This is a genomic window from Vibrio splendidus (assembly GCF_024347615.1).
Classification (GTDB): Bacteria; Pseudomonadota; Gammaproteobacteria; order Enterobacterales; family Vibrionaceae; genus Vibrio; species Vibrio splendidus.
This window is the reverse complement of sequence record NZ_AP025508.1, coordinates 280,939-304,830: the sequence shown is the minus strand read 5'-3', so window position 1 is coordinate 304,830 and position 23,892 is coordinate 280,939. Positions and strand designations below refer to the sequence as shown.

The 23,892-nt window shown below is 45.0% G+C and carries 23 protein-coding genes; 6 read left to right on the top strand and 17 right to left on the bottom strand.

Annotated elements, in window-relative coordinates; all coding sequences use genetic code 11:
• Positions 1-22: 22 nt before the first annotated feature.
• Positions 23-181 carry a hypothetical protein gene (locus tag OCU90_RS01475; protein WP_167853064.1) on the bottom strand — a complete coding sequence of 53 codons (159 nt, stop codon included), beginning with the start codon at positions 179-181 and terminating at the stop codon, positions 23-25.
• Positions 181-360: a hypothetical protein gene (locus tag OCU90_RS01470; RefSeq protein ID WP_061026058.1), complete on the bottom strand. Its 180-nt coding sequence runs from the start codon at positions 358-360 to the stop codon at positions 181-183. The genes OCU90_RS01475 and OCU90_RS01470 overlap by 1 nt, the downstream gene beginning before the upstream one ends.
• Positions 361-607: 247 nt before the next feature.
• Between OCU90_RS01470 and zur the strand changes: the two genes are divergently transcribed.
• Together zur and OCU90_RS01460 are read left to right on the top strand one after the other, a co-directional pair.
• Positions 608-1,066, top strand: coding sequence for a zinc uptake transcriptional repressor Zur (gene zur, locus OCU90_RS01465; RefSeq protein WP_017078243.1), 459 nt, complete (start codon positions 608-610; stop codon positions 1,064-1,066).
• A gap of 17 nt (positions 1,067-1,083) precedes the next feature.
• Positions 1,084-1,545 carry a chemotaxis protein CheX gene (locus tag OCU90_RS01460; RefSeq protein WP_004735847.1) on the top strand — a complete coding sequence of 154 codons (462 nt, stop codon included), beginning with the start codon at positions 1,084-1,086 and terminating at the stop codon, positions 1,543-1,545.
• A 120-nt stretch (positions 1,546-1,665) separates the two neighbouring features.
• Here OCU90_RS01460 and OCU90_RS01455 read toward each other — a convergent pair whose 3' ends face one another.
• Both OCU90_RS01455 and pgi read right to left on the bottom strand, forming a co-directional pair.
• Positions 1,666-2,988, bottom strand: coding sequence for an IS4-like element ISVbsp1 family transposase (locus tag OCU90_RS01455; protein WP_009845967.1), 1,323 nt, complete (start codon positions 2,986-2,988; stop codon positions 1,666-1,668).
• Positions 2,989-3,120: 132 nt separating this feature from the next.
• Complete coding sequence (pgi, locus tag OCU90_RS01450; protein ID WP_061023878.1) at positions 3,121-4,773, bottom strand: glucose-6-phosphate isomerase; 1,653 nt, start codon at positions 4,771-4,773, stop codon at positions 3,121-3,123.
• A gap of 326 nt (positions 4,774-5,099) precedes the next feature.
• On the opposite strand from pgi, the gene OCU90_RS01445 reads away from it, so the two are divergent.
• Entirely contained in the window at positions 5,100-5,519 is a 420-nt protein-coding gene (locus OCU90_RS01445; RefSeq protein ID WP_004735849.1) for a secondary thiamine-phosphate synthase enzyme YjbQ, read from the top strand.
• A 116-nt stretch (positions 5,520-5,635) separates the two neighbouring features.
• Here OCU90_RS01445 and OCU90_RS01440 read toward each other — a convergent pair whose 3' ends face one another.
• The 3 genes from OCU90_RS01440 to OCU90_RS01430 are packed head-to-tail and all read right to left on the bottom strand — an operon-like array spanning position 5,636 to position 9,348.
• The gene (locus OCU90_RS01440) at positions 5,636-6,841 is read right to left on the bottom strand and encodes a BamA/TamA family outer membrane protein (protein WP_061023894.1); all 1,206 of its coding nucleotides are present in this window, start codon (positions 6,839-6,841) and stop codon (positions 5,636-5,638) included.
• 23 nt (positions 6,842-6,864) lie between these two features.
• Complete coding sequence (gene alr, locus OCU90_RS01435; RefSeq protein ID WP_017080826.1) at positions 6,865-7,950, bottom strand: alanine racemase; 1,086 nt, start codon at positions 7,948-7,950, stop codon at positions 6,865-6,867.
• 6 nt (positions 7,951-7,956) lie between these two features.
• On the bottom strand, positions 7,957-9,348 hold the full coding sequence (locus tag OCU90_RS01430; protein ID WP_004735852.1) for a replicative DNA helicase: 1,392 nt from the start codon (positions 9,346-9,348) through the stop codon (positions 7,957-7,959).
• A gap of 176 nt (positions 9,349-9,524) precedes the next feature.
• On the opposite strand from OCU90_RS01430, the gene OCU90_RS01425 reads away from it, so the two are divergent.
• Positions 9,525-10,421 carry a DUF481 domain-containing protein gene (locus OCU90_RS01425; RefSeq protein WP_061023877.1) on the top strand — a complete coding sequence of 299 codons (897 nt, stop codon included), beginning with the start codon at positions 9,525-9,527 and terminating at the stop codon, positions 10,419-10,421.
• A gap of 254 nt (positions 10,422-10,675) precedes the next feature.
• Here the strand turns inward: OCU90_RS01425 and rplI are convergent, their stop codons facing one another.
• The 5 genes from rplI to rnr form a co-directional block, all read right to left on the bottom strand.
• Positions 10,676-11,128 carry a 50S ribosomal protein L9 gene (gene rplI, locus OCU90_RS01420; RefSeq protein WP_004735854.1) on the bottom strand — a complete coding sequence of 151 codons (453 nt, stop codon included), beginning with the start codon at positions 11,126-11,128 and terminating at the stop codon, positions 10,676-10,678.
• A 38-nt stretch (positions 11,129-11,166) separates the two neighbouring features.
• Positions 11,167-11,394: a 30S ribosomal protein S18 gene (gene rpsR / locus OCU90_RS01415; RefSeq protein ID WP_000090472.1), complete on the bottom strand. Its 228-nt coding sequence runs from the start codon at positions 11,392-11,394 to the stop codon at positions 11,167-11,169.
• A 132-nt stretch (positions 11,395-11,526) separates the two neighbouring features.
• Positions 11,527-11,940 (bottom strand): 30S ribosomal protein S6, encoded by a 414-nt coding sequence (gene rpsF, locus OCU90_RS01410; RefSeq protein WP_004735855.1) that lies wholly within the window; start codon positions 11,938-11,940, stop codon positions 11,527-11,529.
• A gap of 292 nt (positions 11,941-12,232) precedes the next feature.
• On the bottom strand, positions 12,233-12,973 hold the full coding sequence (gene rlmB / locus OCU90_RS01405; RefSeq protein ID WP_004735856.1) for a 23S rRNA (guanosine(2251)-2'-O)-methyltransferase RlmB: 741 nt from the start codon (positions 12,971-12,973) through the stop codon (positions 12,233-12,235).
• Between the two features lie 203 nt (positions 12,974-13,176).
• On the bottom strand, positions 13,177-15,675 hold the full coding sequence (gene rnr / locus OCU90_RS01400) for a ribonuclease R (RefSeq protein ID WP_017078239.1): 2,499 nt from the start codon (positions 15,673-15,675) through the stop codon (positions 13,177-13,179).
• Between the two features lie 248 nt (positions 15,676-15,923).
• Here rnr and OCU90_RS01395 point away from each other — a divergent pair, with 248 nt between their 5' ends.
• A complete protein-coding gene (locus tag OCU90_RS01395; RefSeq protein ID WP_029224282.1) occupies positions 15,924-17,333 on the top strand; it encodes an amidohydrolase in 1,410 nt (469 codons plus the stop codon).
• Positions 17,334-17,488: 155 nt separating this feature from the next.
• Here OCU90_RS01395 and motX read toward each other — a convergent pair whose 3' ends face one another.
• Together motX and OCU90_RS01385 are read right to left on the bottom strand one after the other, a co-directional pair.
• The gene (gene motX / locus OCU90_RS01390) at positions 17,489-18,124 is read right to left on the bottom strand and encodes a flagellar protein MotX (RefSeq protein WP_004735859.1); all 636 of its coding nucleotides are present in this window, start codon (positions 18,122-18,124) and stop codon (positions 17,489-17,491) included.
• Between the two features lie 333 nt (positions 18,125-18,457).
• Entirely contained in the window at positions 18,458-19,774 is a 1,317-nt protein-coding gene (locus tag OCU90_RS01385) for an adenylosuccinate synthase (protein WP_017078237.1), read from the bottom strand.
• Positions 19,775-19,946: 172 nt separating this feature from the next.
• Between OCU90_RS01385 and OCU90_RS01380 the strand changes: the two genes are divergently transcribed.
• The gene (locus tag OCU90_RS01380; protein ID WP_026012244.1) at positions 19,947-20,135 is read left to right on the top strand and encodes a DUF2065 domain-containing protein; all 189 of its coding nucleotides are present in this window, start codon (positions 19,947-19,949) and stop codon (positions 20,133-20,135) included.
• A gap of 195 nt (positions 20,136-20,330) precedes the next feature.
• Here the strand turns inward: OCU90_RS01380 and hflC are convergent, their stop codons facing one another.
• From hflC to hflX, 3 genes are read right to left on the bottom strand one after another with little or no spacing between them, the layout of a single operon-like run.
• Positions 20,331-21,308, bottom strand: coding sequence for a protease modulator HflC (hflC, locus tag OCU90_RS01375; RefSeq protein ID WP_004735862.1), 978 nt, complete (start codon positions 21,306-21,308; stop codon positions 20,331-20,333).
• A 2-nt stretch (positions 21,309-21,310) separates the two neighbouring features.
• Entirely contained in the window at positions 21,311-22,513 is a 1,203-nt protein-coding gene (hflK, locus tag OCU90_RS01370; RefSeq protein WP_004735863.1) for an FtsH protease activity modulator HflK, read from the bottom strand.
• A 27-nt stretch (positions 22,514-22,540) separates the two neighbouring features.
• On the bottom strand, positions 22,541-23,848 hold the full coding sequence (gene hflX, locus OCU90_RS01365; protein WP_004735864.1) for a ribosome rescue GTPase HflX: 1,308 nt from the start codon (positions 23,846-23,848) through the stop codon (positions 22,541-22,543).
• Positions 23,849-23,892 lie beyond the last annotated feature (44 nt).

Sequence of the window (23,892 nt, the reverse complement as noted above, 5' to 3'; positions counted from 1 at the left end):
AAAACAACCTCACAAAGCCCTCCTATTGAGGGCTTTTACTCTCCAACCGAGTTAAACGCTCATCCATCTTTTCCATCATTAAGCGCAACCACTTAACATCAGTTTTGAGTGTAATGCCTACACCAACCCCACTAGACAATGCACTGACAACGGCAATTATTAGTGTTTGATACTCTGCCATTATTTGAACTCATTGCGTAGGGTTTCCCATAGGCCAAATACTATTGGAGCACTTGCGCCAATAATGCCACCGAATTGAACACCGTCTGCCGATACGCTTGCAGTGACAAGCTCAGGGTGACCAGCAACCAAAGCCGCTCCTGCGCCAAGTAACGCTAAACCTTTCTTAGTCGATGACAAGCTAATGTCGACTGAGAGCTTTTTATTAAAAGCACCTTATTGCACATTTTTTTATAAACATATTCACCAGATCTCTAATTCAGCCTCATTAATCAGTTATGCCTTGAGTCACACTGTCATTTTGAGTTACCTTGTCTTATTCAAAGTCGTGGGTCACAATACGCTCTGTACCTGACTTTAATAGAAATCATTGGCTCCCAAAACGTAGTAACCTAGAAATAGGGTTTGAATAGGGATGTCCGATTGAATGGTGAAAAATTTGGACCACACATTAATAGAGCAAGTTGAAGGGATATGCGCATCTCGAGGCGTTAGATTAACACCTCAGAGAAAGCGAGTGTTTGAGCTCATTTTCTCTAATAAAAAAGCCTCTAGTGCTTATGAATTATTAGAGCAGTTGAAAGTCAGTGAACCGCAAGCCAAGCCTCCTACAGTTTATCGTGCTTTGGATTTCTTGTTGGAACAAGGTTTCATTCACCGAGTTGAATCAACCAATAGCTTCATATGTTGCTGTTCTTGCAATGCAAACAAACATTTCTCCCAACTACTGATCTGCGATAAATGTGGCACTGTGATAGAATTGCAAGACGATGCGCTTGTCACTCTACTCGCTAGTAACGCTGAGAAGCATGGCTTTCAATTGACCAATCATGTCATTGAATCGCATGGCATTTGCCAATCTTGCTCCTCCGAGATGAAAGAATAAGATTATAGAAGAACATTATGCGCGCTGAATTTGTAAACCCGTTTTTAGCTTCTTTGATGAATGTACTAAAAACGATGGCTTCTCTTGAATTGAAGCCACAAAAACCAAGAGTTAAGAAAGATGAGATCGCTCGTGGTGATGTATCCGGCCTAATTGGTATGGTTGGCACACAATCTCGTGGCTCAATGTCGATCACTTTTGATGAAGGTCTTGCCCTAGAAATCATGGAAAACATGTTGGGTGAACGACCAAATGGCTTGAACGAAGAAGTGACCGATATGGTGGGTGAAATCACTAATATGGTGACTGGTGGTGCAAAACGTATTCTTGCAGAAAGCGGCTTTGATTTCGACATGGCAACGCCAATCGTCGTATCAGGCAAAGGCCACACCATTCGTCATAAGTGTGAAGGTGCTATTATCATCATGCCTTTCACATCTCAGTGGGGTAACGCCTTCATAGAGATCTGTTTCGAATAGAGACAATCGAGTAAATAAAAAACGAAAGGCTGACGTACATACGTCAGCCTTTTTTATTGCCGTAGAATCAACGGACATAAAAAACGCCAACCGAAAGGTTTAATGCCGTTCGGATAAGCATTATTGCTTGAACCTGAACGGATATTTGGCTGGGACAAAGAGGACTGAACGTGGAAACGTTCGGTCCTTTCTTTTATCTGGAAGAATGAAGTGACTCAAACTGTCTCTCATCCTTTTCAGTTTTACAGGTAGAGTTCCGTCTGGGCTTAAAGCTAACCAACGTAATTGCGCATCAATAAGGTTAATTGCGGCGGTAAAACTGACCCTAGTCGCTCGAACCCCGGCTTCTGAAGCTATCTTAACCATCTCTAATCGCACTAAGTTATAGGCAAGTAATACGCCCCAAAGCTCTTGCTTCACACCGGCAGAAAAACGACTTCGTAAAGTGACGTGACTTTGCAGTTGAGTCTGTTTAATTTCACCATAACCTTCTTCTATCTCCCAGCGTTGCCAATAAATACGCAGCAGGCTTTCTAGCGAGTATCTACTAGGGTCTGTAAGTGAAGTAATAAAACCTTTTATCTCACCTTTTGGCTCTTGATATAGGACTAATCTAGCTTCCCAACGTGCGGGTAAATTCGGATTCTGCCGTTGAGCTTGAGGAGATATGGGCATTGAGATGAGCATGTCGTTCTCCGCATATTTCTCCAACACTTCATAGCGTAGCTTACGTTTTGCCGGCATTAACCAGTGAGCATTTTCCGCACTCTCTTGCCACGACAACAAGAGGTCTGCCGAGAAATAACAACGATCAAATAAGGTCAATGAATGTGCGGGGATATCATTGAATAGACGCTTAGCTAAGGTCGTTTCACCGACATGACAGCCATCAAAAGCCGCCCCCATAATCATTCGAGTTTCTGTTGACATCAAAGCGACTAAACGAAGTTGAGGGTAAGGTTTCAATTTTTTAGAGATGAACCCAAATTCTTCAGCGTTCTCTGGGGAATCTTGGCACCTAAATGTTGTTCCATCCACAGCAAGAACATTAAGCTCCAAGTCTTTATCTTGTTGAAGGATATCTCCGTTCCAAGCCTTTACCGTTGTGTGAAACAGAGCCGCTAATGGACTCTCATCTAGACGTCGGCGTGAATCAGTTAGGACACTAGGTGCAACACGAGACCAGCTATCTTCAGGTTTAGGCTGAAGCGCAATGTCTAATGAACTGCATACCTCTTTGATAGACATGTTGCGTTGCAGCCCCATCCAAATAACTAACCAGACAGCTTGCTGAGCGGGAAGCCGACGTCGTCTTATGCTCGCTTTATTGGTTTCAAGAAGAGCTTGTTCTATCCACTCAATCTGAATGGCGTCGACGACAGATTCATAATTGTCGGCATCTTCAATGGTCTCGTGTGCCATTGCTAATTCTTGTTCAAGCATAAAAAAATCCCCATCAACGTTGTTGATGGGGATTATCTGCTAACTGCAAGATCGTTCAAGTCTTCTTAAACGATCGGCATTAAACCGAAAGGTTGGCGTTTACAGTTATTACTTGGTGTTACTTAAACAGTCTTAAGCTTTCAGCGCTTTAAATGCGTTGATTAGACCGTTAGTTGAGCTGTCGTGAGATGTTACTTGAGCATCGTCAGCAAGCTCTGGAAGAATTTGGTTTGCTAGTTGCTTACCAAGTTCTACACCCCATTGGTCGAAGCTGAAGATGTTCCAGATAACGCCTTGAACAAAGATCTTGTGCTCGTACATCGCGATTAGGTTACCTAAAGAGCGAGGGTTGATTTGCTTAACAAGAATAGAGTTCGTTGGACGGTTACCTTCAAATACTTTGAAAGGTACAAGCTCAGCCACTTCTTCAGCTGTTTTGCCAGCCGCTAGGAATTCAGCTTTCACTGTCTCTTTTGTCTTACCGAATGCTAGTGCTTCAGTTTGAGCAAAGAAGTTAGACATTAGCTTCTGGTGATGATCAGATGCTGGGTTGTGGCTGATAGCAGGAGCAATAAAGTCTGATGGGATCAGCTTAGTGCCTTGGTGAATCAGTTGGTAGAAAGCGTGTTGGCCGTTAGTACCAGGTTCACCCCAGATGATAGGACCTGTTTGGTATTCTACTGGGTTGCCTTCACGGTCAACAAACTTACCGTTTGATTCCATGTTACCTTGCTGGAAGTAAGCAGCAAAACGGTGCATGTACTGATCGTAAGGTAGAATCGCTTCTGACTCAGCGCCATGGAAGTTGTTGTACCAAACACCAATAAGAGCAAGAATCACTGGAATGTTGCTTTCAAACTCAGTTGAAGCAAAGTGGTTATCCATCTCGTGTGCGCCGTCTAGTAGCTCAGCGAAGTTATCGAAGCCGATAGAAAGAGAGATAGAAAGGCCGATTGCAGACCATAGTGAGTAACGACCACCAACCCAGTCCCAGAATTCGAACATGTTGTCAGTATCAATACCAAACTCAGCAACTGATGTTGCGTTAGTTGATAGCGCTGCGAAGTGCTTAGCTACGTGTGCGTCATCACCCGCTTCAGCCAGGAACCAATCACGAGCAGAGTGTGCATTCGTCATTGTTTCTTGAGTCGTAAATGTCTTAGATGCTACTAGGAACAACGTTGTTTCTGGGTTAAGAGGCTTAAGTGTCTCAACAATGTGAGTGCCATCTACGTTAGAAACAAAGTGCATGTTCAGGCGAGTTTTGTATGGCGTAAGTGCTTCAGTCACCATGTATGGACCAAGGTCCGAACCGCCGATACCGATGTTAACTACATCTGTGATCTCTTTACCTGTGTAACCTTTCCACTCACCAGAAACGATGCGGTGCGTGAACAGTTCCATTTTCGCTAGTACTGCGTTCACTGCTGGCATTACGTCTTTGCCATCAACCATTACTGGGTTGTCGCTACGGTTACGTAGAGCAGTGTGAAGTACTGAACGACCTTCAGTCTTGTTGATTGCATCACCGCCGAACATTGCTTCGATTGCAGACTTAACTTCAGTCTCGTTCGCAAGAGCAAATAGGTGCTGCATCGTTTCAGCATCGATAAGGTTCTTAGAGTAATCCACTAAGATGTCAGAACCGAAACGAGTAGAAAAGCTCTCGAAACGCTTTGCATCTTGAGCAAACAGCTCTTTCATATCCATATCTTGAGCAGACTCAAAATGTGCAGTTAGAGCTTTCCACGCTTGTGTTTGCGTTGGGTTGATATTTTTCAACATGGTATCTATCCCGATGTTACTGTAGGTTTTATTCTAAACGTCACCTGGGTGATGAATAGAACCCCCGATTAGGCGAAAGTTTATATTTTTCTGTGATGACCAAACCGCGTCACCACTGAAAGATTCTTTGTAATTTTTTTTCACGACGTATTATGCCGCATATGAAGAGCTGTACCTTGAGATAAATCAGGATTCGATTTCCTGATACAAGAATCGGTACAGACTCTAGCTCTAACATAATTAAATGTGAGCGATACCTGATAAATTCAAGTTCAAAAGATAGCGTTAAACCACTTTTTTTCCAAATACATTATAAAGGATGGCGTATGTGGATTCAGAAGACTATACACCTAAATGCACGAAAGCGTGGATTTCATCTCATTACTGATGAAATTGAACAACAGATACACGATATCAATTCTCTATCTGTTGGTTTATTACATCTTTTTATCCAACATACCTCTGCCAGCCTCACGCTAAACGAGAACGCTGATCCTACCGTCCGTACCGATATGGAATCACACTTTAATAAGTTTGTACCTGAGCGAGCACCCTACTACAGACACACCTATGAAGGCGATGATGACATGCCAGCCCACATTAAAGCATCGACACTTGGCACCAGTGTGACAATACCAATTAGCAATGGTCGTTTAGCTTTAGGAACATGGCAGGGCATTTACTTAGGAGAACACCGAGATTGTGGTGGAAGCCGTACGGTTATTGCGACCATTCAAGGTGAATAACCTTAAGTAACCAGCTATAAAACATCATTAAAAACATAATGATAGAAAACAAAAAAGGGTGACACAGTTATGAGTCACCCTTTAAAAAGATGAGATATTCGAGTTAGTAAACCAGATTAGAAAGGCTGGTTTATCATGACCCTAAAGGTCCCTTCATCACCGCCTCGAGCTAACTCAGCACGAACAACAATACCCTCTACTTGGAAACGAACCGCGCCGCCTAGGCTCCATTTCATATCCGAGTGCAGTGTTTTTATATCGTACTCATCCGCAACGCGCCCGACTTCGGCAAACGCCACCCATTGCCACCAAGGCAAATCGTAGTAGTTAATCAGCGGGATATCACCCAAAGGTTGCCAGTCAGGAATCACTCGGTACTCAGCAGAGTAATGAACCGCAGAACGTCCGTGGTAGCGACCTCCGGTATAGCCTCGTAAGCGATATAAACCGCCAAGTCGAGCTTGTTCAGTTTCCGGTGGACGAGCACAATCTTGCCCAGAGCAGTTATCCCAGGTTGGTGTATCAGCAGTATAGAAATCGAGTGCCACGACTTGTTGGTCGAACAGGTCACCTAAAGGGCCTAATGCGAAGTACTGACTGTTTTGGAACGTCCACTTCAACCATAAATCATCGTTAGACCAGCTTTCTGCGCCGGTCGTGAATTCCAGGTTAGTATGAGAGCCCGTGGTTGGGTTACGTGTGCTATCACGGTTATCCCAATCCAATGCCAGACTAAAGCCTGTCGCCTCTTCAGTATTATTTAAACCTTCTAGCTCACGAGCCGTATAAAAAGGCGTGAAGATAATCGAACTGACACCCGACTCGACGGGCGAAGCAAAGCTCACATCTTTGATTGGCTGAAAAGCCCCTAACAAGCCATGTTCTGCAACATTGCCCCAAGGTAGCAAATACTTAAATTCAAACTGATAGTTTTGCTCTAAGCCATCGGCAATGGTTTTATCATCAATAGATGAATCGTTGTCGCCTTGAGAGCCAATGTAATAAGGATTGTCGTTGAAGCGCGCTTGGTACATCTGAGTACTGAATAAAACATTCTCAGACAAAGCGTAGTTAAAGGCCGATAGAAAACCGACATAACTGTCTTTGTCTGAATAGAGTGCCATACCAAACAGAGCGGCTTGAGGTTGCCAAACACCCTTTGCGACACCCGCAACCCCAAAGGTATTGCCCAAAGTTTCAGTACTAAAATAGAAAGGGACAAAGGCTGAATCTTTTTCTTCGCTCAAGGCAGAAGAAGAAAAGCTGACACTGGCTAACGCCAAGGCTGACGTTAGCCAGTGTCGAGTAGTTCGCTTGAACATCATTTAGTTTACAAAATCCATAGCTACTTCACATACTCCATCGCAACACGCGAAGTCAGCTTAGTGACTAGCTCGTACGCGATAGTGCCGATATGTTCTGCGACTTCTTCTGAAGGTAAATCTTTACCCCATAATGTCGCTTCATCACCGACTTTATCTGCAGCATCAGGGCCAAGGTCGACCGTTAGCATGTCCATTGACACTCGTCCTGCGATCGGTACTTTTCGTCCATTAACGAACACTGGAGTGCCGTTAGGAGCCATGCGTGGATAACCATCACCGTAACCAATCGCGATCACGCCAACCTTGGTATCACGTTCACTGGTCCAGTTAGCGCCATAACCAACGCTTTCACCCGCTTTAACATCACGAACCGCAATCAGATGTGAGGTCAGAGTCATCACAGGCTTAAAGCCAAGTTCTTGCGCTGATTTATCAGCAAAAGGCGAAACACCGTAAGAGATGATTCCCGGACGAACCCAATCAAGGTGGCTATTAGGCCAAGCCAATAGACCCGCAGAGGCAGCAAGTGAACGCTCACCTTCACAACCGTCAGTGAGAGATAAGAAAAGCTCAGTCTGTTCAACGGTGGTTGCTCTATCAAGTTCATCAGCACAACCGAAGTGGCTCATGTAACGTAGAGGTTTGGCAACATTCGCACATTGATGCAAACGCTCAACAAAGTTTTGGTATTGCTCAGGGCGAACACCTAATCGGTGCATGCCACTGTCGACTTTAAGCCATACCACAACGGGTGTTTCCAAATCTGCATTCTCAAGCGCGCTTAATTGCTCTTCACAATGCACCACGGTTTGAATGTTATTGGTCACCAGGATGGGTAAATCACCCGAAGAGTAAAACCCTTCCAGCAACAATATGGGTTTAACAATACCACCAGCTCGCAGTTGTAAGGCTTCTTCAATACGCGCCACACCAAAAGCATCTGAGTTTTTAGAGTGCTTGGCGATATGCAGTAAGCCGTGCCCGTAGCCATTCGCTTTCACAACCGACATAACTTTACACTGTGGAGCCTTCGACTTTATCTGGTTCAAGTTATGTTCGAGCGCGTTTAAGTCAATGCTTGCCGTCGCTGCTTTCATGTAAGTCATTAGCGATTACTCATCATCAAATGCAGGGCCTGCATAGTTATCAAATCGGGAGTGTTGACCTTGGAATGTCAAACGAACCGAACCGATCGGACCGTTACGTTGCTTACCAAGGATGATCTCTGCGATGCCTTTCAATGAACTGTCTGGGTTATAAACCTCATCACGATAGATAAACATGATCAAATCGGCATCTTGCTCGATAGAACCTGATTCACGCAAGTCCGAGTTTACTGGGCGCTTATCAGCACGTTGCTCTAGGGAACGGTTAAGCTGAGAAAGTGCGACAACCGGAACGTTCAGTTCTTTCGCCAACGCTTTCAATGAGCGAGAAATCTCGGCAATTTCAAGAGTACGGTTATCTGATAATGAAGGAACACGCATTAATTGAAGGTAATCTATCATGATCATAGAGATACCATCGTGTTCACGTGCAATACGTCGAGCACGAGAACGAACTTCGGTTGGCGTTAGACCCGAGCTGTCATCGATATACATATTCTTCTTATCCATCAGAATACCCATACTCGACGAAATACGAGCCCAATCTTCATCGTCTAATTGACCGGTACGAATCTTGGTTTGGTCGACACGAGAAAGTGACGCAAGCATACGCATCATCAGCTGTTCGGCTGGCATCTCAAGAGAGAAAATCAGAACTGGCTTATCTTGTTTCATCGCCGCATTTTCACACAAGTTCATCGCAAAGGTGGTTTTACCCATCGATGGACGCGCAGCAACAATGATTAAGTCAGAACCCTGTAGGCCTGCTGTCTTCTTGTTGAGGTCGTTAAAGCCAGTATCGACACCAGTAACACCATCTTGTGGCGATTTATATAAGATTTCGATACGTTCTAGCGTCTTCTCGAGAATGCTATCAACGTTTTGTGGGCCTTCGTTTTCACTTGCTCGGCCTTCTGCAATCGCGAAGACTTTACTTTCAGCAAGATCAACCAGCTCTTCCGATGTACGACCTTGAGGGTCATAACCAGAATCGGCGATCTCATTCGCCACACCGATCAAGCTACGAACCAGTGCTCGCTGTGCCACGATATCTGCATACGCATTAATGTTAGCGGCACTGGGTGTGTTTTTGGCTAAGTCAGCAAGGTAAGCAAAGCCACCTACGTCTTCTAGCTGCTCACGAAGCTCTAAATGTTCAGAGAGTGTAATCAGGTCCAGAGGAGAACTTTCTTCAAGGATATCCTTTACCGCTTCAAAGATCAGACGGTGAGGACGGCTATAAAAGTCTTTGGCCACAACCTTTTCAGCAACTGTATCCCAGCGTTCGTTATCCAATAACAAACCGCCAATAACAGATTGCTCAGCTTCTAATGAATGTGGTGGGACTTTGATGGCGTCCACCTGATCGTTGGCTGATTTCTGACTTTTGGTATCCACTATGACTACACTCAATAACTAATAATGATCGTTCATTATACCCAAGAACACTCATTTGTAATCCGTTCCTAAGCGTTTGTTTTATTCTTCAGGAAGAATTTACCTATTGCTGACGGAATTAACCAAGGGTAGCATTACGATCCTGCCATTCACTCACTGTATAACTAGAGGTATGCGTGTCCAAATTATTGGCTCTGAGCACTGGTCTTCTAAGCTCTGGTCTTCTAAGCACTAGCCTTCTGAGCTCTCCGTTGGCCTTAGCTGATGATGCTAAAGCCTCTGTCGATGCAATCCTCGACTCTATAGTAGTTTCAGAACCTACTGTTGAGCCGATCGTCGTTGCACCGACACCTGAAAAAGATATGGATATCGCACCAAGTGATACGAGTGACACAGAACTGCCGAACCCACTCAAGACGGAAGTCGAATTTGGGTATCAGTCGCATACTGGTAATTCTGATTCACGATCGCTAAATGCCCGCCTAAACGGTGAGTATACGGCTGGCCGTCATAGAACCAGTGGCGAATGGAAATACTACAACCTCTACAAAGACGGTGAAGAAGATAAAAGGCAATCGACTTACTCGGCTCAGAGTGACTACAAGTTAAGCCCTAAAACCTACCTTTACGGCAGCTTTAAAGGTGTCGATTCACGATACAGTGCTTACTTTAAAGACTACACAATCTCTAGTGGTTTGGGTTATCAGTTCTCGAACACTGAAGAGTTTGTGTTGGAAGTCGAAGTCGGACCGGGTTTTCGTTACCAAGAACCTAATCTCGATGAATTGGACGACGATGACATCATCTTCCCAGAGATTGTTGAAGAGGCGATTTTCCGTGGCAATGTGAATACATCATGGCAGGTGTTGAAGAATTTGCAGCTCAAGGCTGATGTGACGTTAGTATCTGGCCACAGTAACCTGAAATTTGATACTGAATTAGAAGCGATCAACGATATTACTGACAATATCGCACTGAAGATTGCTCACTCTCGTCAATACCACGATAAAGTGCCTCACGGATTAAGCAAAGAAGACTCTGTGCTGTCGATTAACCTGCTCTTTCAGTTCTAATCTCAAGAGCTATTCTAGTCTCAAGAACTATTCTAGTCTTAAGAACTATTCTAGTCTCAAGAGCAGCTCTAATCTTAAGGCCACTTCTAACCTTGAGAACAGCCTGTTCAGCAATAACAGCTTTTGGATCACTGTAAGCTTTTTACTTACCATAACCCCTTCGCTATGTTTTCCTATATTTCAGACATAAAAAAACACCAGCCGAAGCTGGTGTTTAAAACTTTCAAAAGAAAGAATTCGTCTTGGTACTGAAATTACTCAGCTGCAACGATAGCGATTTTCGCAGTAGCAAAAACTTCAGAGTGAAGTTGGATGCTTACTTCGAATTCGCCGATGTTACGTAGAGCGCCTTCAGGTAGGCGTACTTCGCTCTTAACTACTGCAACACCAGCTGCTGTAATAGCATCTGCGATGTCACGAGTACCGATAGAACCGAATAGTTTGCCTTCGTCACCAGCTTTAGAAGCGATTGTAACGCCTTCTAGAGTGTTAACTGTCTCTGCGCGAGCTTCTGCAGCAGCTAGTTGCTCAGCAACTTTAGCTTCTAGTTCAGCACGGCGAGTTTCGAACATAGCAACGTTGTCTTTAGTTGCCATAACTACTTTACCCTGTGGGATAAGGAAGTTACGAGCGTAACCAGATTTAACGTTTACTTGGTCGCCAAGGCCACCTAGGTTACCGATTTTATCAAGTAGAATAACTTGCATTATCTTAGTCCTCTTAAACTATTGTTAACTATTACCGATTACTGATGCTTGTCAGTGTACGGTAGTAGAGCTAGGTAACGAGAACGCTTGATAGCGCGAGCTAGCTGACGTTGGTATTTAGCACTTGTACCAGTGATACGGCTAGGTACAATTTTACCAGCTTCAGTGATGTAGTTTTTTAGAGTTGCTACGTCTTTGTAGTCAATCTCTTGTACGCCTTCTGCAGTAAAACGGCAGAATTTACGACGACGGAAGAAACGAGCCATGGGCTATCTCCTGATCTAAATTTAATAATGCGGTATTAACACAGGCTTATAAATAAGCGTAAGCAAATGCTTGTAGTGAAAATACCTAAACGAGTTGAATAAAATTTAATGACCTAAAAGGCCAAAAAAGAATTACTCAGCAGCAGCTTCTGGCTTAGCTTCTTCTTCACGACGTGGTGCACGTTCTTCACGGTCATCACGACGAGGAGCACGCTCTGCACGCTCTTCTTTTTGCTTAAGCATGATAGATTGCTCAGTCACAGCGCCTTTAGTGCGCATGATCATGTTACGTAGAACTGCATCGTTAAAACGGAAAGCAGTTTCTAGCTCGTCCATCACTTCTTGGCCAGCTTCAACGTTCATAAGAACGTAGTGAGCTTTGTGAAGTTTGTTGATTGGGTAAGCCATTTGACGGCGGCCCCAGTCTTCTAGACGGTGGATAGTACCGCCAGCTTCAGTGATTGAACCAGTGTAACGCTCGATCATGCCAGCAACTTGCTCGCTTTGATCAGGGTGAACCATGAATACGATTTCATAATGACGCATTTGGTTGCTCCTTACGGATTATTAGCTTCCACGAAAGGCTCGGTCGTCCAAGGGAAGCAAGGAACTAAAGAAAAATGACCGAGTTTTAAGGACGGCAAATATTATAGAAAGAACCCGGTATTGGCAAGCGGTATTTGGCTAATAATGAAACAGTTTTTCTTTCGCCATCTAGCCATCTGTGATTCTGTCAATTTGTCACTCTACGCCCTAAAAAGAAACGCCCACCAGCAAGTGGTGAGCGTTAATAAATTCATAGACTTAGAGTCGTTTTGCCTTTTGACTCAGCTTAACGCTATTGAGCTAGGCGCTGACGTACCGCTTCGAACAGACAGATGCCTGATGCTACCGAAACGTTTAGGCTCGACACGCTGCCTGACATTGGGATCTTAATCAGGTCATCACAGGTTTCACGCGTTAGACGACGCATACCGTCACCTTCTGCGCCCATCACAACGGCAAGAGGACCCGTTAGCTTCGCTTGATAGATATCATGCGTTGCTTCACCTGCGGTACCCACGAACCATACACCCTGCTCTTGCAGTGCACGCATTGTACGAGCTAGGTTGGTTACGCGTACTAGAGGAACGGTTTCAGCTGCGCCACAAGCAACCTTACTTACGGTTGCCGTTAGCGGTGAAGAGCGATCTTTAGGTACGATAACAGCCGCCACACCCGCAGCATCCGCGTTACGTAGACAAGCACCTAGGTTATGAGGGTCTGTTACACCATCTAGAACCAACAGCAGAGGCTGTTCGTGCTGCGCTAGGATATCGTCTAGGTGAGTTTCATTAAGCTGCTTAGCAGGCTTCACCTTAGCAATAAGACCTTGGTGATTTGCACCCTGTGCTTTTTCATCAAGCGGCTTACGGCCCATTTGTTGAATCGACACACCAAATTGCTGCAGTTGATTCAGTAATGGAAGAAGACGATCGTCTTGACGACCTTTAAGCACGTACGCTTCAATAAAGCGCGCTGGATCTTTTTCTAGTACGGCTTTCACCGCGTGAATACCGTAAATAAATTCGTTACTCATTGTCTCTGGTTACTCTTATTGCTCAGAGATGAATGACATCAAACCCGATGCACCCACCCCTGTGTTGTTTATTTCGAGAGTATGCGTCTTGCGCCTGATACTCTCGCATTAAAGTCTTTTCGCGTTAAAGCCATGTCACATTAAACTAGCGCTGTGCTAAACCTAACTAGCAAAGCGCCTTATTAAGCTTAAGGCTTATAAACTTAAGACTTATCAGCCTTTGGCTTACGGCTTGCGGTACGCTTTTTCTTAGCTCGCGCCTTCGCAGCACCGGTTTTATTCGCTGACTTCTTCTTAGCTGAACTTTCAGAGCTACCGTCTGGTCGCTTAGTCGGTTCAACTAAAGGCGTCGCAGGTACACCCGGCTTATTACTCTTCACCGCTGAACGCTTCTTGCTTTTCGCCTTTTTCATCGCTTCAGCTGCACGCTTCTTGGCTGTTTTACCTTTACCACGAGGCTGACGATCGGTGTCTTCTAAATCAAAGTCGATTTGGCGAGTTTCTAGATTAACCGCAGAAACCTTCACTTTAACCGAATCACCTAAGCGGTAGATGTTACCTGAGCTTTCACCGACTAAACGCTGACCAACAGCATCAAATTGGTAGTAATCATTCGCTAGCGCTGAGATATGTACCAAGCCATCAATGTGCAGTTCAGTGAGACGAACAAAGAAGCCGAAGCCAGTCACGTTAGCAATTACGCCATCCATCACTTCGCCGACATGGTCTTGCATGTACTCACACTTCAGCCAGTCGTTCACTTCACGCGTAGCATCATCAGCACGACGCTCAGTCATTGAACACTGCTCGCCGTAGAAGTCCATATCATCGAAAGTGTAGTGGTAACCGCCGGTTGGCGTCCAACGCTCACTCTGACGGCCTTCTTCTTTCGCAATAAGGTACTTAATCGCGCGGTGCAATAGCAAATCTGGGTAACGACGAATTGGCGAGGTAAAGTGAGCATAGCGTTTAAGAGCTAAACCAAAGTGACCTGCGTTGTCCGCGTTGTATACCGCTTGCTTCATCGAGCGCAGTAGCATGGTTTGGATTAACTCACGATCTTCACGCTCATTAATCTGTTGCATCAGTTGTGCATAGTCTACTGGTGATGGCGACAGGCCACCTTCCAGCGTTAAACCTAGCTCACTAAGGAAGCTCTTAAAGCCCGTTAAGCGCTCTTCTCCCGGAGTATCGTGAACACGGTACAGTGCAGGTTCTTTCGCTTTTTCTACGTAAGATGCCGATGCGATGTTCGCAAGAATCATACACTCTTCGATGATCTTGTGTGCATCGTTACGGATGACGGGTTCAATACGGTCAATCTTACGATCCGCATTGAAGATAAACTTAGTTTCTACCGTTTCAAACTCAATCGCACCACGTTCATCACGCGTTTTCTTAAGTACCTTGTACATCTTATGAAGCTCTTCAAGATGTGGTACTTCAGGCTCGTAACGCTCACGAAGTTCTTCATTGCCATCTAAGATAGCGCCAACTTTGTTGTAAGTCAGACGGGCATGAGAGTTCATTACCGCTTCGTAGTGCTTGTAACCCGACAGTTTACCTTTGTCTGAGATAGTCATCTCACACACCATACATAAACGGTCGACTTGAGGGTTCAATGAACATAGGCCATTAGAAAGGACTTCTGGCAGCATTGGCACAACTTGTGACGGGAAGTATACCGAGTTACCACGGTTAATCGCTTCTTTGTCTAGCGCGGTATCTGGGCGAACGTAGTAACTTACGTCAGCAATCGCTACCCACAGACGCCAGCCTCCGCCTTTCTTCGCTTCACAGTAAACCGCATCATCGAAGTCACGCGCATCTTCACCATCAATGGTAACCAATGGCAGTTTGCGTAGATCAACACGTCCTTCTTTTGCTTCTTCAGGAACATGCTCACCGAGGTTTACGATTTGCTTATCTACCGCTTCAGGCCACTCTTGTGGGATCTGGTGAGTACGGATCGCGATCTGCGTTTCCATACCCGGAGCCATGTTTTCACCAAGAACTTCGGTCACTTTACCCATCATGTTACGAGAACGACCACCACGATCCGTAATTTCAATCACAACCACATTACCCATTCGAGCACCGCCTTTATGCTCAGTAGGGATCTGGATGTCGTGACTAATACGAGAATCATCAGCAACCACGTAAGAATGGCCGTATTCTAGGAAGAAGCGGCCAACAAGTGGCGTTTTGCGCTCTTCAAGAACACGAACCAAACGACCTTCACGACGACCACGTTTACTGTTGTCAGTAGGCTGAGCCAGTACGTAATCACCGTGCATGATGGTTTTCATCTGGTGATGCGGCAACACGATATCATTGTCTTTACCCACACTGCCGTCTGGGCGAACCCAACCATGACCGTCTTTATGACCAATCACATAGCCTTTAATCAATTCCATCTTCTCAGGCAATGCATAGCACTGACGACGGGTAAAGATAAGCTGTCCATCACGTTCCATTGCACGTAAACGACGACGCAGCCCTTCATATTGTTCCTCTCCAGCCAAACCCAAAGCTTCGAATAGATCGTTACGGTTCATTGGGATATTCGCGTCTGTTAGAAACGAAATAATGAACTCTCGGCTTGGTACTGGGTTTTCGTAATTTTTCGACTCTCGGTCGGCAAAAGGATCAACAGTGGTTGTCGCTGTCGTGTTTTCTGACATTGGTGTGTTTTTTGACATAGGCGGGCCTGCTTAAGCAAGGAATGTATATACCCCTAGTATATCTGATGCTAGGGGTAAGCTACAGATATGCTTTGGAAAAGCCTAAAATAACCTAAGATTGATACATATCTTCACTTTGTGAAACATCGCTTCATAGAGGCGGACTATCATCAAAATTTCAAGCAAACGATAAAACAAACGTTTGCGCCATGAATGAAATACACTATTATCCCGACACTTTACCAACTCCTGTTCTGAGTATTGATATGAAACTAAAACGCACCCTATTGGCTTCAGCAATGGCAAGCCTCGCTCTATTTCCATTTGCGAGTTCAGCAATGGAAAAAGCTGACCTGATGATTACCGATGCAATGGTTCTAACCATGAACCAAGACAAAACGGTTTATGAGAGCGGTACTGTTGTCGTAAAAGACAACAAAATCATTGCCGTTGGTGATGCTTCACTAGAGAAGCAGTACCAAGCGAAACAAGTGTTAGACGTGGATGGCGATATCGTCATGCCGGGTCTCATCAATACTCATACTCACGTATCGATGACGGTTTTCCGCTCGTTGGCCGATGATGTGCCTGACCGTCTTCACCGTTATATCTTCCCTCTAGAGAAGAAACTGGTATCGCGAGACATGGTACGCATTGGCGCTAATCTCGGTAACGTTGAAATGGTAAAAGGCGGTGTCACGACTTACGCCGACATGTACTACTTTGAAGATGAAGTTGCGAAAACTGTCGATAAGATCGGTATGCGTGCCATTCTTGGTGAAACCGTGATTAAGTTCCCAGTCGCTGATGCGGCTAATGCGGAAGAAGGCATCCAATACGCGCTGAATTTCATTGAAGAATACAAAGACCACCCGCGTATCACACCCGCGTTTGCACCACACGCGCCTTACACCAACACCACAGAGATACTGCAGAAGATCTCTAAGCTCTCTCTAGAGCTCGATGTACCAGTAATGATTCACCTAGCAGAATCACACCGTGAAGAAGAGAAAATCGCCGAGCGTTCAGATGGCCTATCACCGGTTCAATACATGGACAGCATTGGCGCACTCAACAAAAACTTGGTGGGTGCACACATGATCCTCGTTGACGATCATGATATCGAGCTAGTGAAAAAATCGGATATGGGTGTGGCTCACAACATGAGTGCTAACATCAAGTCAGCAAAAGGTGTATCTCCTGCGCTTAAGATGTATGACGAAAACGTTCGTATTGGTTTAGGTACTGATGGCCCAATGTCTGGTAACACACTGAGCACCATTGATGAATTCAACCAAGTCGCTAAAGTTCACAAGCTGGTTAATAAAGATCGTGCCGCAATGCCGCCGATCAAAGTGATCGACATGGCAACAATGGGCGCAGCAAAAGCGCTACACATGGAAGATAAGATCGGTTCTCTTGAAGCCGGTAAACTCGCCGACATCATAGTGATCGATACGAAAGCGCCAAACATGGTTCCAGTCTACAACCCATACTCGGCATTAGTTTACTCAGCTAACTCGGGTAACGTTCGCCACACCATCGTTGACGGTAAGATCATCATGCAAGACCGCGACATGCTAACGGTCGATGAAGATAAGATTCGCCAAGAAGCACTCGATTTCACCAAAGTCGTTCGTAAGACGGTGATTGAATCTGGTGAAGTTGTTCAATAACGCCACCGAGTGAGATAAACGGTTTACCGTTAAGATCAAAAAAGGCCTCATAGGTATTTACCTACGAGGCCTTTTTAATACGGTATCTTTCTATATCAAGATAGATGGTTAACGAGTGCAGTCGTTCACCATCTAACCTTAATTAATATTCGTAATTACCAGAACACGTCTCGGCGTTTTGCTCGAGCAATAATATTGTCCGGCATTCTCTGTTCCAGACCGCTTCGAAGCACGGTGATGCGTTTGTGTTGCCTATCATCCGCAGTCACCGAGTTGTATAACCAGCGGTAAGCATCTTCATAATCTAACGGGCTACCGTAATCACGCAGCAAGAGTTCCGCTAAGTGAATACTCGCACTTAGGTTACCCATAGAGGCCGCTTCACGTAAATACGGAATCGCGCGTTCTTTGTCTTGTTGCACCAAAGTACCGCGAGAATAATAACGACCTAGCTGCTCTAGTGCAGCCGGTAAACCTTGATGCGCCGCGTTTTCCATATAGTAAATGCCAAGCTCGACATCTTGTGGAACACACACGCCCCAAGCCAACATATCACCGTATAAAAACTCATAAGAAGGCAAGCTAATACGCGTTGCACGAGCAACGATATCTTCAACTAACTGGCACTTATCAGCTTTCACTCGCTCTAGGTGTTGATTATTCTCGATTAAATTAATCAGTTCAGCTTCTGTATATATTGGAACGGGCTCTCCCACGTCAGTCAAATTTGCATGACTCAAGGGTGAGCTCAGCGCCATTATCAATGAAGCTGCTACAATTCGTAGCTTCATACCTGCACTCTATTATCTGTCGCTAAAGTTATCTATTGAGGGCCGCAGAGGATTTCTACACGCACAAAACAGGGTGAACTTCACTTTCCATGATATCTGTATCGGCAATAACCCTGACGGCTTTAGACAAAACTTGCCGCTAATGGGCAATATTTTGCCTGATGACGCTTAAAAGATCACCATCAAAGAGTGCGTGGCTAAATTGCAGGTATTAAAAAGCCGACTTAATAAAGTCGGCTTTTAGAAAACTATTTCATTATCAGAGCACTTTAAGTATCAAAGTACTTTAATTACCACAGTACGGTTTGTGCTGTGGTAATCACTCAGCGGGCATTATGCGCCGTATGGGTGAACCTTGATGATAGTTTCGTTACGATCTGGGCCAGTTGATACGATATCAATTGGAACGCCAGTTAAGTCTTCGATACGCTTGATGTAATCTAGAGCAGCTTGTGGAAGCGCGTCGATAGATTTAGCACCAAATGTGTTTTCAGACCAACCAGGCATTGTTTCGTAGATTGGCGTCGCTTCTTCGAATGACTCAGCAGCCATTGGAGAAACTTCTAGGATAGAACCATCTTTCATCTTGTAACCAGTACAGATTTTTAGTTCTTCTAGGCCATCTAGAACGTCTAGTTTAGTTAGACAGATACCAGATAGAGAGTTGATTTGGATTGCACGACGCATAGCAACAGCATCGAACCAACCAGTACGGCGTAGGCGACCAGTCGTTGCGCCAAACTCGTGACCAACATCGCCTAGGTGCTTACCAACTGGGTCTTGTTTTTCAAGGCCATCGTATAGCTCAGTTGGGAATGGACCTGAACCAACACGAGTACAGTAAGCCTTAGTAATACCAAGGATGTAACCGATGTGACGAGGACCAAAACCAGAACCTGCAGCAACACCACCAGCAGTCGTGTTAGAAGACGTTACGTATGGGTAAGTACCGTGGTCGATATCTAGTAGCGTACCTTGAGCACCTTCGAACATGATCTTGTCGCCGCGCTTACGTGCTGCGTCTAGTTCGTCAGTTACGTCGATAACCATCGCAGTTAACATGTCTGCGTAGCTCATCGCTTGCTCAAGAACTTCTTCGTAGCTTACTGTTTCAGCTTTGTAGAAGTGCTCTAGTTGGAAGTTGTGGAATTCCATAACTTCTTTTAGCTTCTCAGCAAATGCTTCTTTATCGAAAAGGTCGCCAACGCGTAGACCGCGACGAGCAACTTTATCTTCGTAAGCAGGACCGATACCACGACCCGTTGTACCGATAGCTTTAGCGCCACGAGCGATTTCACGCGCGTTGTCGATTGCAATGTGGTACGGAAGAATTAGAGGACAAGCTTCAGAGATGAAAAGACGCTCACGTACTGGGATACCGCGATCTTCAAGAGGTTTCATTTCTTTAAGAAGTGCGTCAGGCGATAATACTACACCGTTGCCAATAACACATTTAACGTTATTGCGTAGGATACCTGATGGAATTAAGTGAAGAACGGTTTTTTCACCGTCAATTACAAGTGTGTGACCTGCATTGTGACCGCCTTGGTAGCGAACCACGTATTTTGCATCTTCAGTTAAAAGGTCAACGATTTTACCTTTACCTTCATCACCCCATTGGGTGCCTAGAACGACTACGTTATTTCCCATCTTTCCAATTTCTGTTGCTAATTAAAAATGGATTCTAGCACCGAATCACATTTCTTGCAGTCATTTTTTGTTCATAATTGTTAAAGCTAACGACAAGCAAATTTGCAATGACACCGCGAAGATCCGTAAAGATGCTGATATTATTATCTTTTTACAGGCAAAAGGCAGCAACATGTCTAATTCTATCTGGCTCGCAATCGGGCTTGTTCTTATCGTTGAAGGGCTGGGGCCCTTGATTGCACCCAATGGCTGGAGAAACATGGTTGCTCAATTAAGCCAACAGCCAGACACGCAACTGCGCCGAATTGGCGGTTGCCTTGTGGTTGCCGGCGTCGTTATCGCTTTCATGACCTACCGCTAGGCTTTCTCAAAGCACGGCTCTGTCGCTCGATTTTCCTCGAGGACCTAATGGCCAATATTCAGTCTTTAGTCCTTAGTCTTCAGTCTTCAGTCTTCAGTCTTTAAAGAATAGAAAACAAAAAGGCTCCCATAATGGGAGCCTTTTAAGTTTTAACGTATTTTGCTTATTGAGCTAAGCATCCGCTAACGCATCAGCTTATTTTGCTGGAGCGCCGCTCGCTTGATTCATGTATTGGAAGAAGTCAGTCTTCGGATCCAGTACTAGAATGTCGCTCTTATCGCTAAACGATGTCTCATAAGCTTGCAATGAACGCATGAAGCCATAGAACTCAGGATCTTTACTGTACACATCAGAGTAGATCTTCGCTGCTTCTGCATCTGCATCACCACGAGTGATTCGAGCTGTACGGTCAGCTTCTGCAAGAACTGTTGCTACTTCTAGCTCAGCTTGAGCACGGATAACTTCTGCTTTCTCACGACCTTGAGAACGGTGTCTACGAGCAACCGATTCACGTTCTGCACGCATACGGCGGTAGATAGATTCACTGATTTCGTCAGGAAGGTTAATCTTCTTCATTCGGAAATCAACAACTTCAACACCTAAATCAGCCATTGCACTTTCTGACGTTCCAGACAAAACGTTTTCCATGATCTTATCGCGTTCGCCATCAACTTCTAGAGCTTCTGCAGCTGCTACCGTTGTGACGACTTCGCTATCAGCAGAGTCTGGCAGGATGTCCTTATTACGAGGGCCTGACACGATCTGCTTAATTTCACGAGCACCAATTTCAGAACGAAGAACATCTGTCACTTTACGCTCAAGAAGTGCTTCTGCCGTCATGATATTGCCGCCGCCAGTACTCAGATAAAAACGTCCAAAATCAGCAATACGCCATTTTGCGTAGGTATCAATTAGAACATCTTTTTTCTCTGATGTTACGAAACGGTCAGAACGACCATCCATCGTTTGAATACGAGCATCAAGTACTTTTACACGATCAAACATAGGCAGTTTAAAGTGCAAGCCTGGTTCATAGATTCGTGATACGCCGTTGTCATCGAGAACTCGACCAAAACGAATTACCATGCCACGCTCGCCTTCTTGAATCACAAATAGTGACATCAATAGAAGGGCAATCGTCACAACTAATACAGGGATCATTAATTTACGCATTATTAGTATCTCCCTTGACGTGAACTGTCTGAACGAGTTTGAGTGCTAGACTTTGGATCCGCTTGAGTTTCTAACTCAATTTGATCGTAAGTTGATGATGCTTTTGCAGGGCGAGTGCCCGACTGAGAACCACCTTGTGCGCCTAGCTTATCAATTGGTAGGTATAGCAAGTTACCGCTTGATTCAGAATCAATCAGGACTTTCGATGTGCTTGAGTACACTTTTTCCATTGTATCAAGGTACATACGGTTACGTGTTACTTCAGGAGCAGCTTGGTATTCAGGTAAAAGCTTCTCGAACTGAGCAACTTGACCTAGAGCACCATTAACTGTGCGCTCTGAGTAACCCACCGCTTCTTTCTTCAAACGCTCAGCACGACCTGTTGCTTTTGGAAGAATGTCATTTCGGTAAGCTTCAGCTTCACGCTCAAAACGCTCTTCATCCTCTCGAGCCGCGATAGCATCATCAAATGCATCTTTAACTTGCTCAGGTGGACGTGCTGACTGGAAGTTCACGTCAACAATCAGAATACCCATGTCGTAGCTATCAATAATACGGTTCAACGTTTCTTGAGTGCTTTGACGAATCTGCTGACGACCACTTGTTAGGATACTATCCATTAGTGAGTCACCAATTACCGCACGAAGCGCAGAATCAGTTGCTTGACGTAAGCTATCGTCCGCATCCGTTACACGATACAAGTACTTGTATGGGTCAGAAACACGGTATTGAACGCCCATTTCAACCGTCACAACGTTTTCATCTTTCGTTAGCATGGTGCCAGAAGCACGTAGAGAACGAATCGCTTGAACGTTAACCAGTTGCTCATCTTTGATTTCATCGATGAAGCGTGGGTGCCAGTTAAGACCCGGTTCTTCGATACGGTCGAATTGACCCAGTCGAAGTACAACGGCTCTTTCTGCTTCGCCAACGGTGTAGAAACCAGCGAAGAACCAGATAGCAATCGCAATGACAGCAATGACACCAAAGCCAATCGCACCGCCACCACCAATAGATGGCCCGTTACCGTTGCCACCTTTTTTACCAAACTTGCCACCTAACTTTTGACTTAGTTTACTAAACACTTCGTCTAAGTCTGGCGGTCCTTGATCTCGGCCGCCGCGATTATTGTTCTTACCCCAAGGGTCATTATCGCGGCCGTTATTATCGCCGTTGTTATTATTTCCAGGCTCATTCCACGCCATTAGAAAGCTCCATCATTTGATATGACGTTATACTGTAGCAGTCTCTTTGGTAACGATAAAGTCACCTAAGAGCGCCCCTTCTCTTTTTTCAAGTTTAGACCAATCTATTTGTTGCATTCGGATATCTATCAACAAGTTACCATTTTCATCATACTCTTCCTGTTGAATACATTTCATCTCGAAGAATAAGCTGCGAATACGGCCTTGATGTTGATGTGGAATACACAACCGGAATTGAACCATTTGACTCGCTAAACGCTCAGTTAAAGCCTCAAACAGCAGTTCAATCCCTTCTCCTTCCATTGCAGAAACCCAAACAGCGCGTGGTGCGCCCTCTTCGTCTCTTTCAATTCGAGGTTTTTGGTCTTCCATGCAGTCAATTTTGTTCATGACTACAAGGGTTGGCACTTCATGAGCATCGATTTCTTCTAATACTTCATGAACAGCCTGAATGTTCTCACGAAAGCGGTCATCACTGGCATCAACAACATGTAACAAAATGTCAGCTTCCTGCGTCTCTTGTAACGTAGCCTTGAACGCAGCGACCAAGTCGTGTGGTAGATGACGGATAAAACCTACGGTATCTGCGAGAATTGCAGGCCCGACATCTGCCAATTCAATCTTACGTAGTGTTGGGTCTAGAGTTGCAAACAGTTGGTCTGCCGCATAAACACCTGCACTAGTGATTTGATTGAAAAGTGTTGATTTCCCTGCGTTGGTATAACCAACCAAAGAAATTGTTGGGATTTCAGCTCGATTACGAGCACGTCGTCCTTGTTCACGCTGCTTAGCCACTTTCGCTAAACGACGTAATATCGCTTTTATACGGTCACGCAACAAACGTCGATCGGTTTCCAGTTGAGTTTCACCTGGACCACGAAGACCAATACCACCTTTCTGCCTTTCAAGGTGAGTCCAACCACGAATCAATCGGGTAGAGATATGACGAAGCTGAGCAAGCTCAACTTGTAGCTTACCTTCATGAGTTCGCGCACGTTGTGCAAAGATATCTAAGATTAAACCCGTGCGATCAATCACACGACATTTACACAATTGCTCGAGGTTTCGCTCTTGGGCAGGAGAGAGAGAGTGGTTAAAAATCACAATTTCAGCACCGGTCAGCTGAACGGCTTGAGCGATTTCTAGGGCTTTACCTTCTCCAACGTAGTATTTAGGGAGTGGGGATTGTCGGCTACCAGTAATCACTTGTAGCGTTTCTACCCCCGCTGAGGAGACCAGCATTTCACATTCGCTTAGGTCTTCCCATTCTCCCTCTTGCGTGAAGTTGATATGAACAAGTACGGCTCGCTCGCCGGATTCATAACGGTCAAACAAGCAACCAACTCCTTATTACAGCACAAGCTGTATCAATTGAACGA

Excerpts from the sequence above, each read along its gene's own strand:
- hflK (WP_004735863.1), bottom strand. The coding sequence starts at position 22,513 with ATGGCGTGGAATGAGCCTGGAAATAATAACAACGGCGATAATAACGGC.
- rplI (WP_004735854.1), bottom strand. The coding sequence starts at position 11,128 with ATGCAAGTTATTCTACTTGATAAAATCGGTAACCTAGGTGGCCTTGGC.
- OCU90_RS01385 (WP_017078237.1), bottom strand. The coding sequence starts at position 19,774 with ATGGGAAATAACGTAGTCGTTCTAGGCACCCAATGGGGTGATGAAGGT.
- hflC (WP_004735862.1), bottom strand. The coding sequence starts at position 21,308 with ATGCGTAAATTAATGATCCCTGTATTAGTTGTGACGATTGCCCTTCTA.
- pgi (WP_061023878.1), bottom strand. The coding sequence starts at position 4,773 with ATGTTGAAAAATATCAACCCAACGCAAACACAAGCGTGGAAAGCTCTA.
- rnr (WP_017078239.1), bottom strand. The coding sequence starts at position 15,675 with ATGTCAAAAAACACACCAATGTCAGAAAACACGACAGCGACAACCACT.
- rpsR (WP_000090472.1), bottom strand. The coding sequence starts at position 11,394 with ATGGCTCGTTTCTTCCGTCGTCGTAAATTCTGCCGTTTTACTGCAGAA.
- OCU90_RS01440 (WP_061023894.1), bottom strand. The coding sequence starts at position 6,841 with ATGTTCAAGCGAACTACTCGACACTGGCTAACGTCAGCCTTGGCGTTA.
- rpsF (WP_004735855.1), bottom strand. The coding sequence starts at position 11,940 with ATGCGTCATTATGAAATCGTATTCATGGTTCACCCTGATCAAAGCGAG.
- zur (WP_017078243.1), top strand. The coding sequence starts at position 608 with ATGGTGAAAAATTTGGACCACACATTAATAGAGCAAGTTGAAGGGATA.
- OCU90_RS01460 (WP_004735847.1), top strand. The coding sequence starts at position 1,084 with ATGCGCGCTGAATTTGTAAACCCGTTTTTAGCTTCTTTGATGAATGTA.
- rlmB (WP_004735856.1), bottom strand. The coding sequence starts at position 12,973 with ATGAGTAACGAATTTATTTACGGTATTCACGCGGTGAAAGCCGTACTA.
- OCU90_RS01475 (WP_167853064.1), bottom strand. The coding sequence starts at position 181 with ATGGCAGAGTATCAAACACTAATAATTGCCGTTGTCAGTGCATTGTCT.
- OCU90_RS01395 (WP_029224282.1), top strand. The coding sequence starts at position 15,924 with ATGAAACTAAAACGCACCCTATTGGCTTCAGCAATGGCAAGCCTCGCT.
- motX (WP_004735859.1), bottom strand. The coding sequence starts at position 18,124 with ATGAAGCTACGAATTGTAGCAGCTTCATTGATAATGGCGCTGAGCTCA.
- alr (WP_017080826.1), bottom strand. The coding sequence starts at position 7,950 with ATGACTTACATGAAAGCAGCGACGGCAAGCATTGACTTAAACGCGCTC.
- OCU90_RS01445 (WP_004735849.1), top strand. The coding sequence starts at position 5,100 with ATGTGGATTCAGAAGACTATACACCTAAATGCACGAAAGCGTGGATTT.
- OCU90_RS01380 (WP_026012244.1), top strand. The coding sequence starts at position 19,947 with ATGTCTAATTCTATCTGGCTCGCAATCGGGCTTGTTCTTATCGTTGAA.
- OCU90_RS01455 (WP_009845967.1), bottom strand. The coding sequence starts at position 2,988 with ATGCTTGAACAAGAATTAGCAATGGCACACGAGACCATTGAAGATGCC.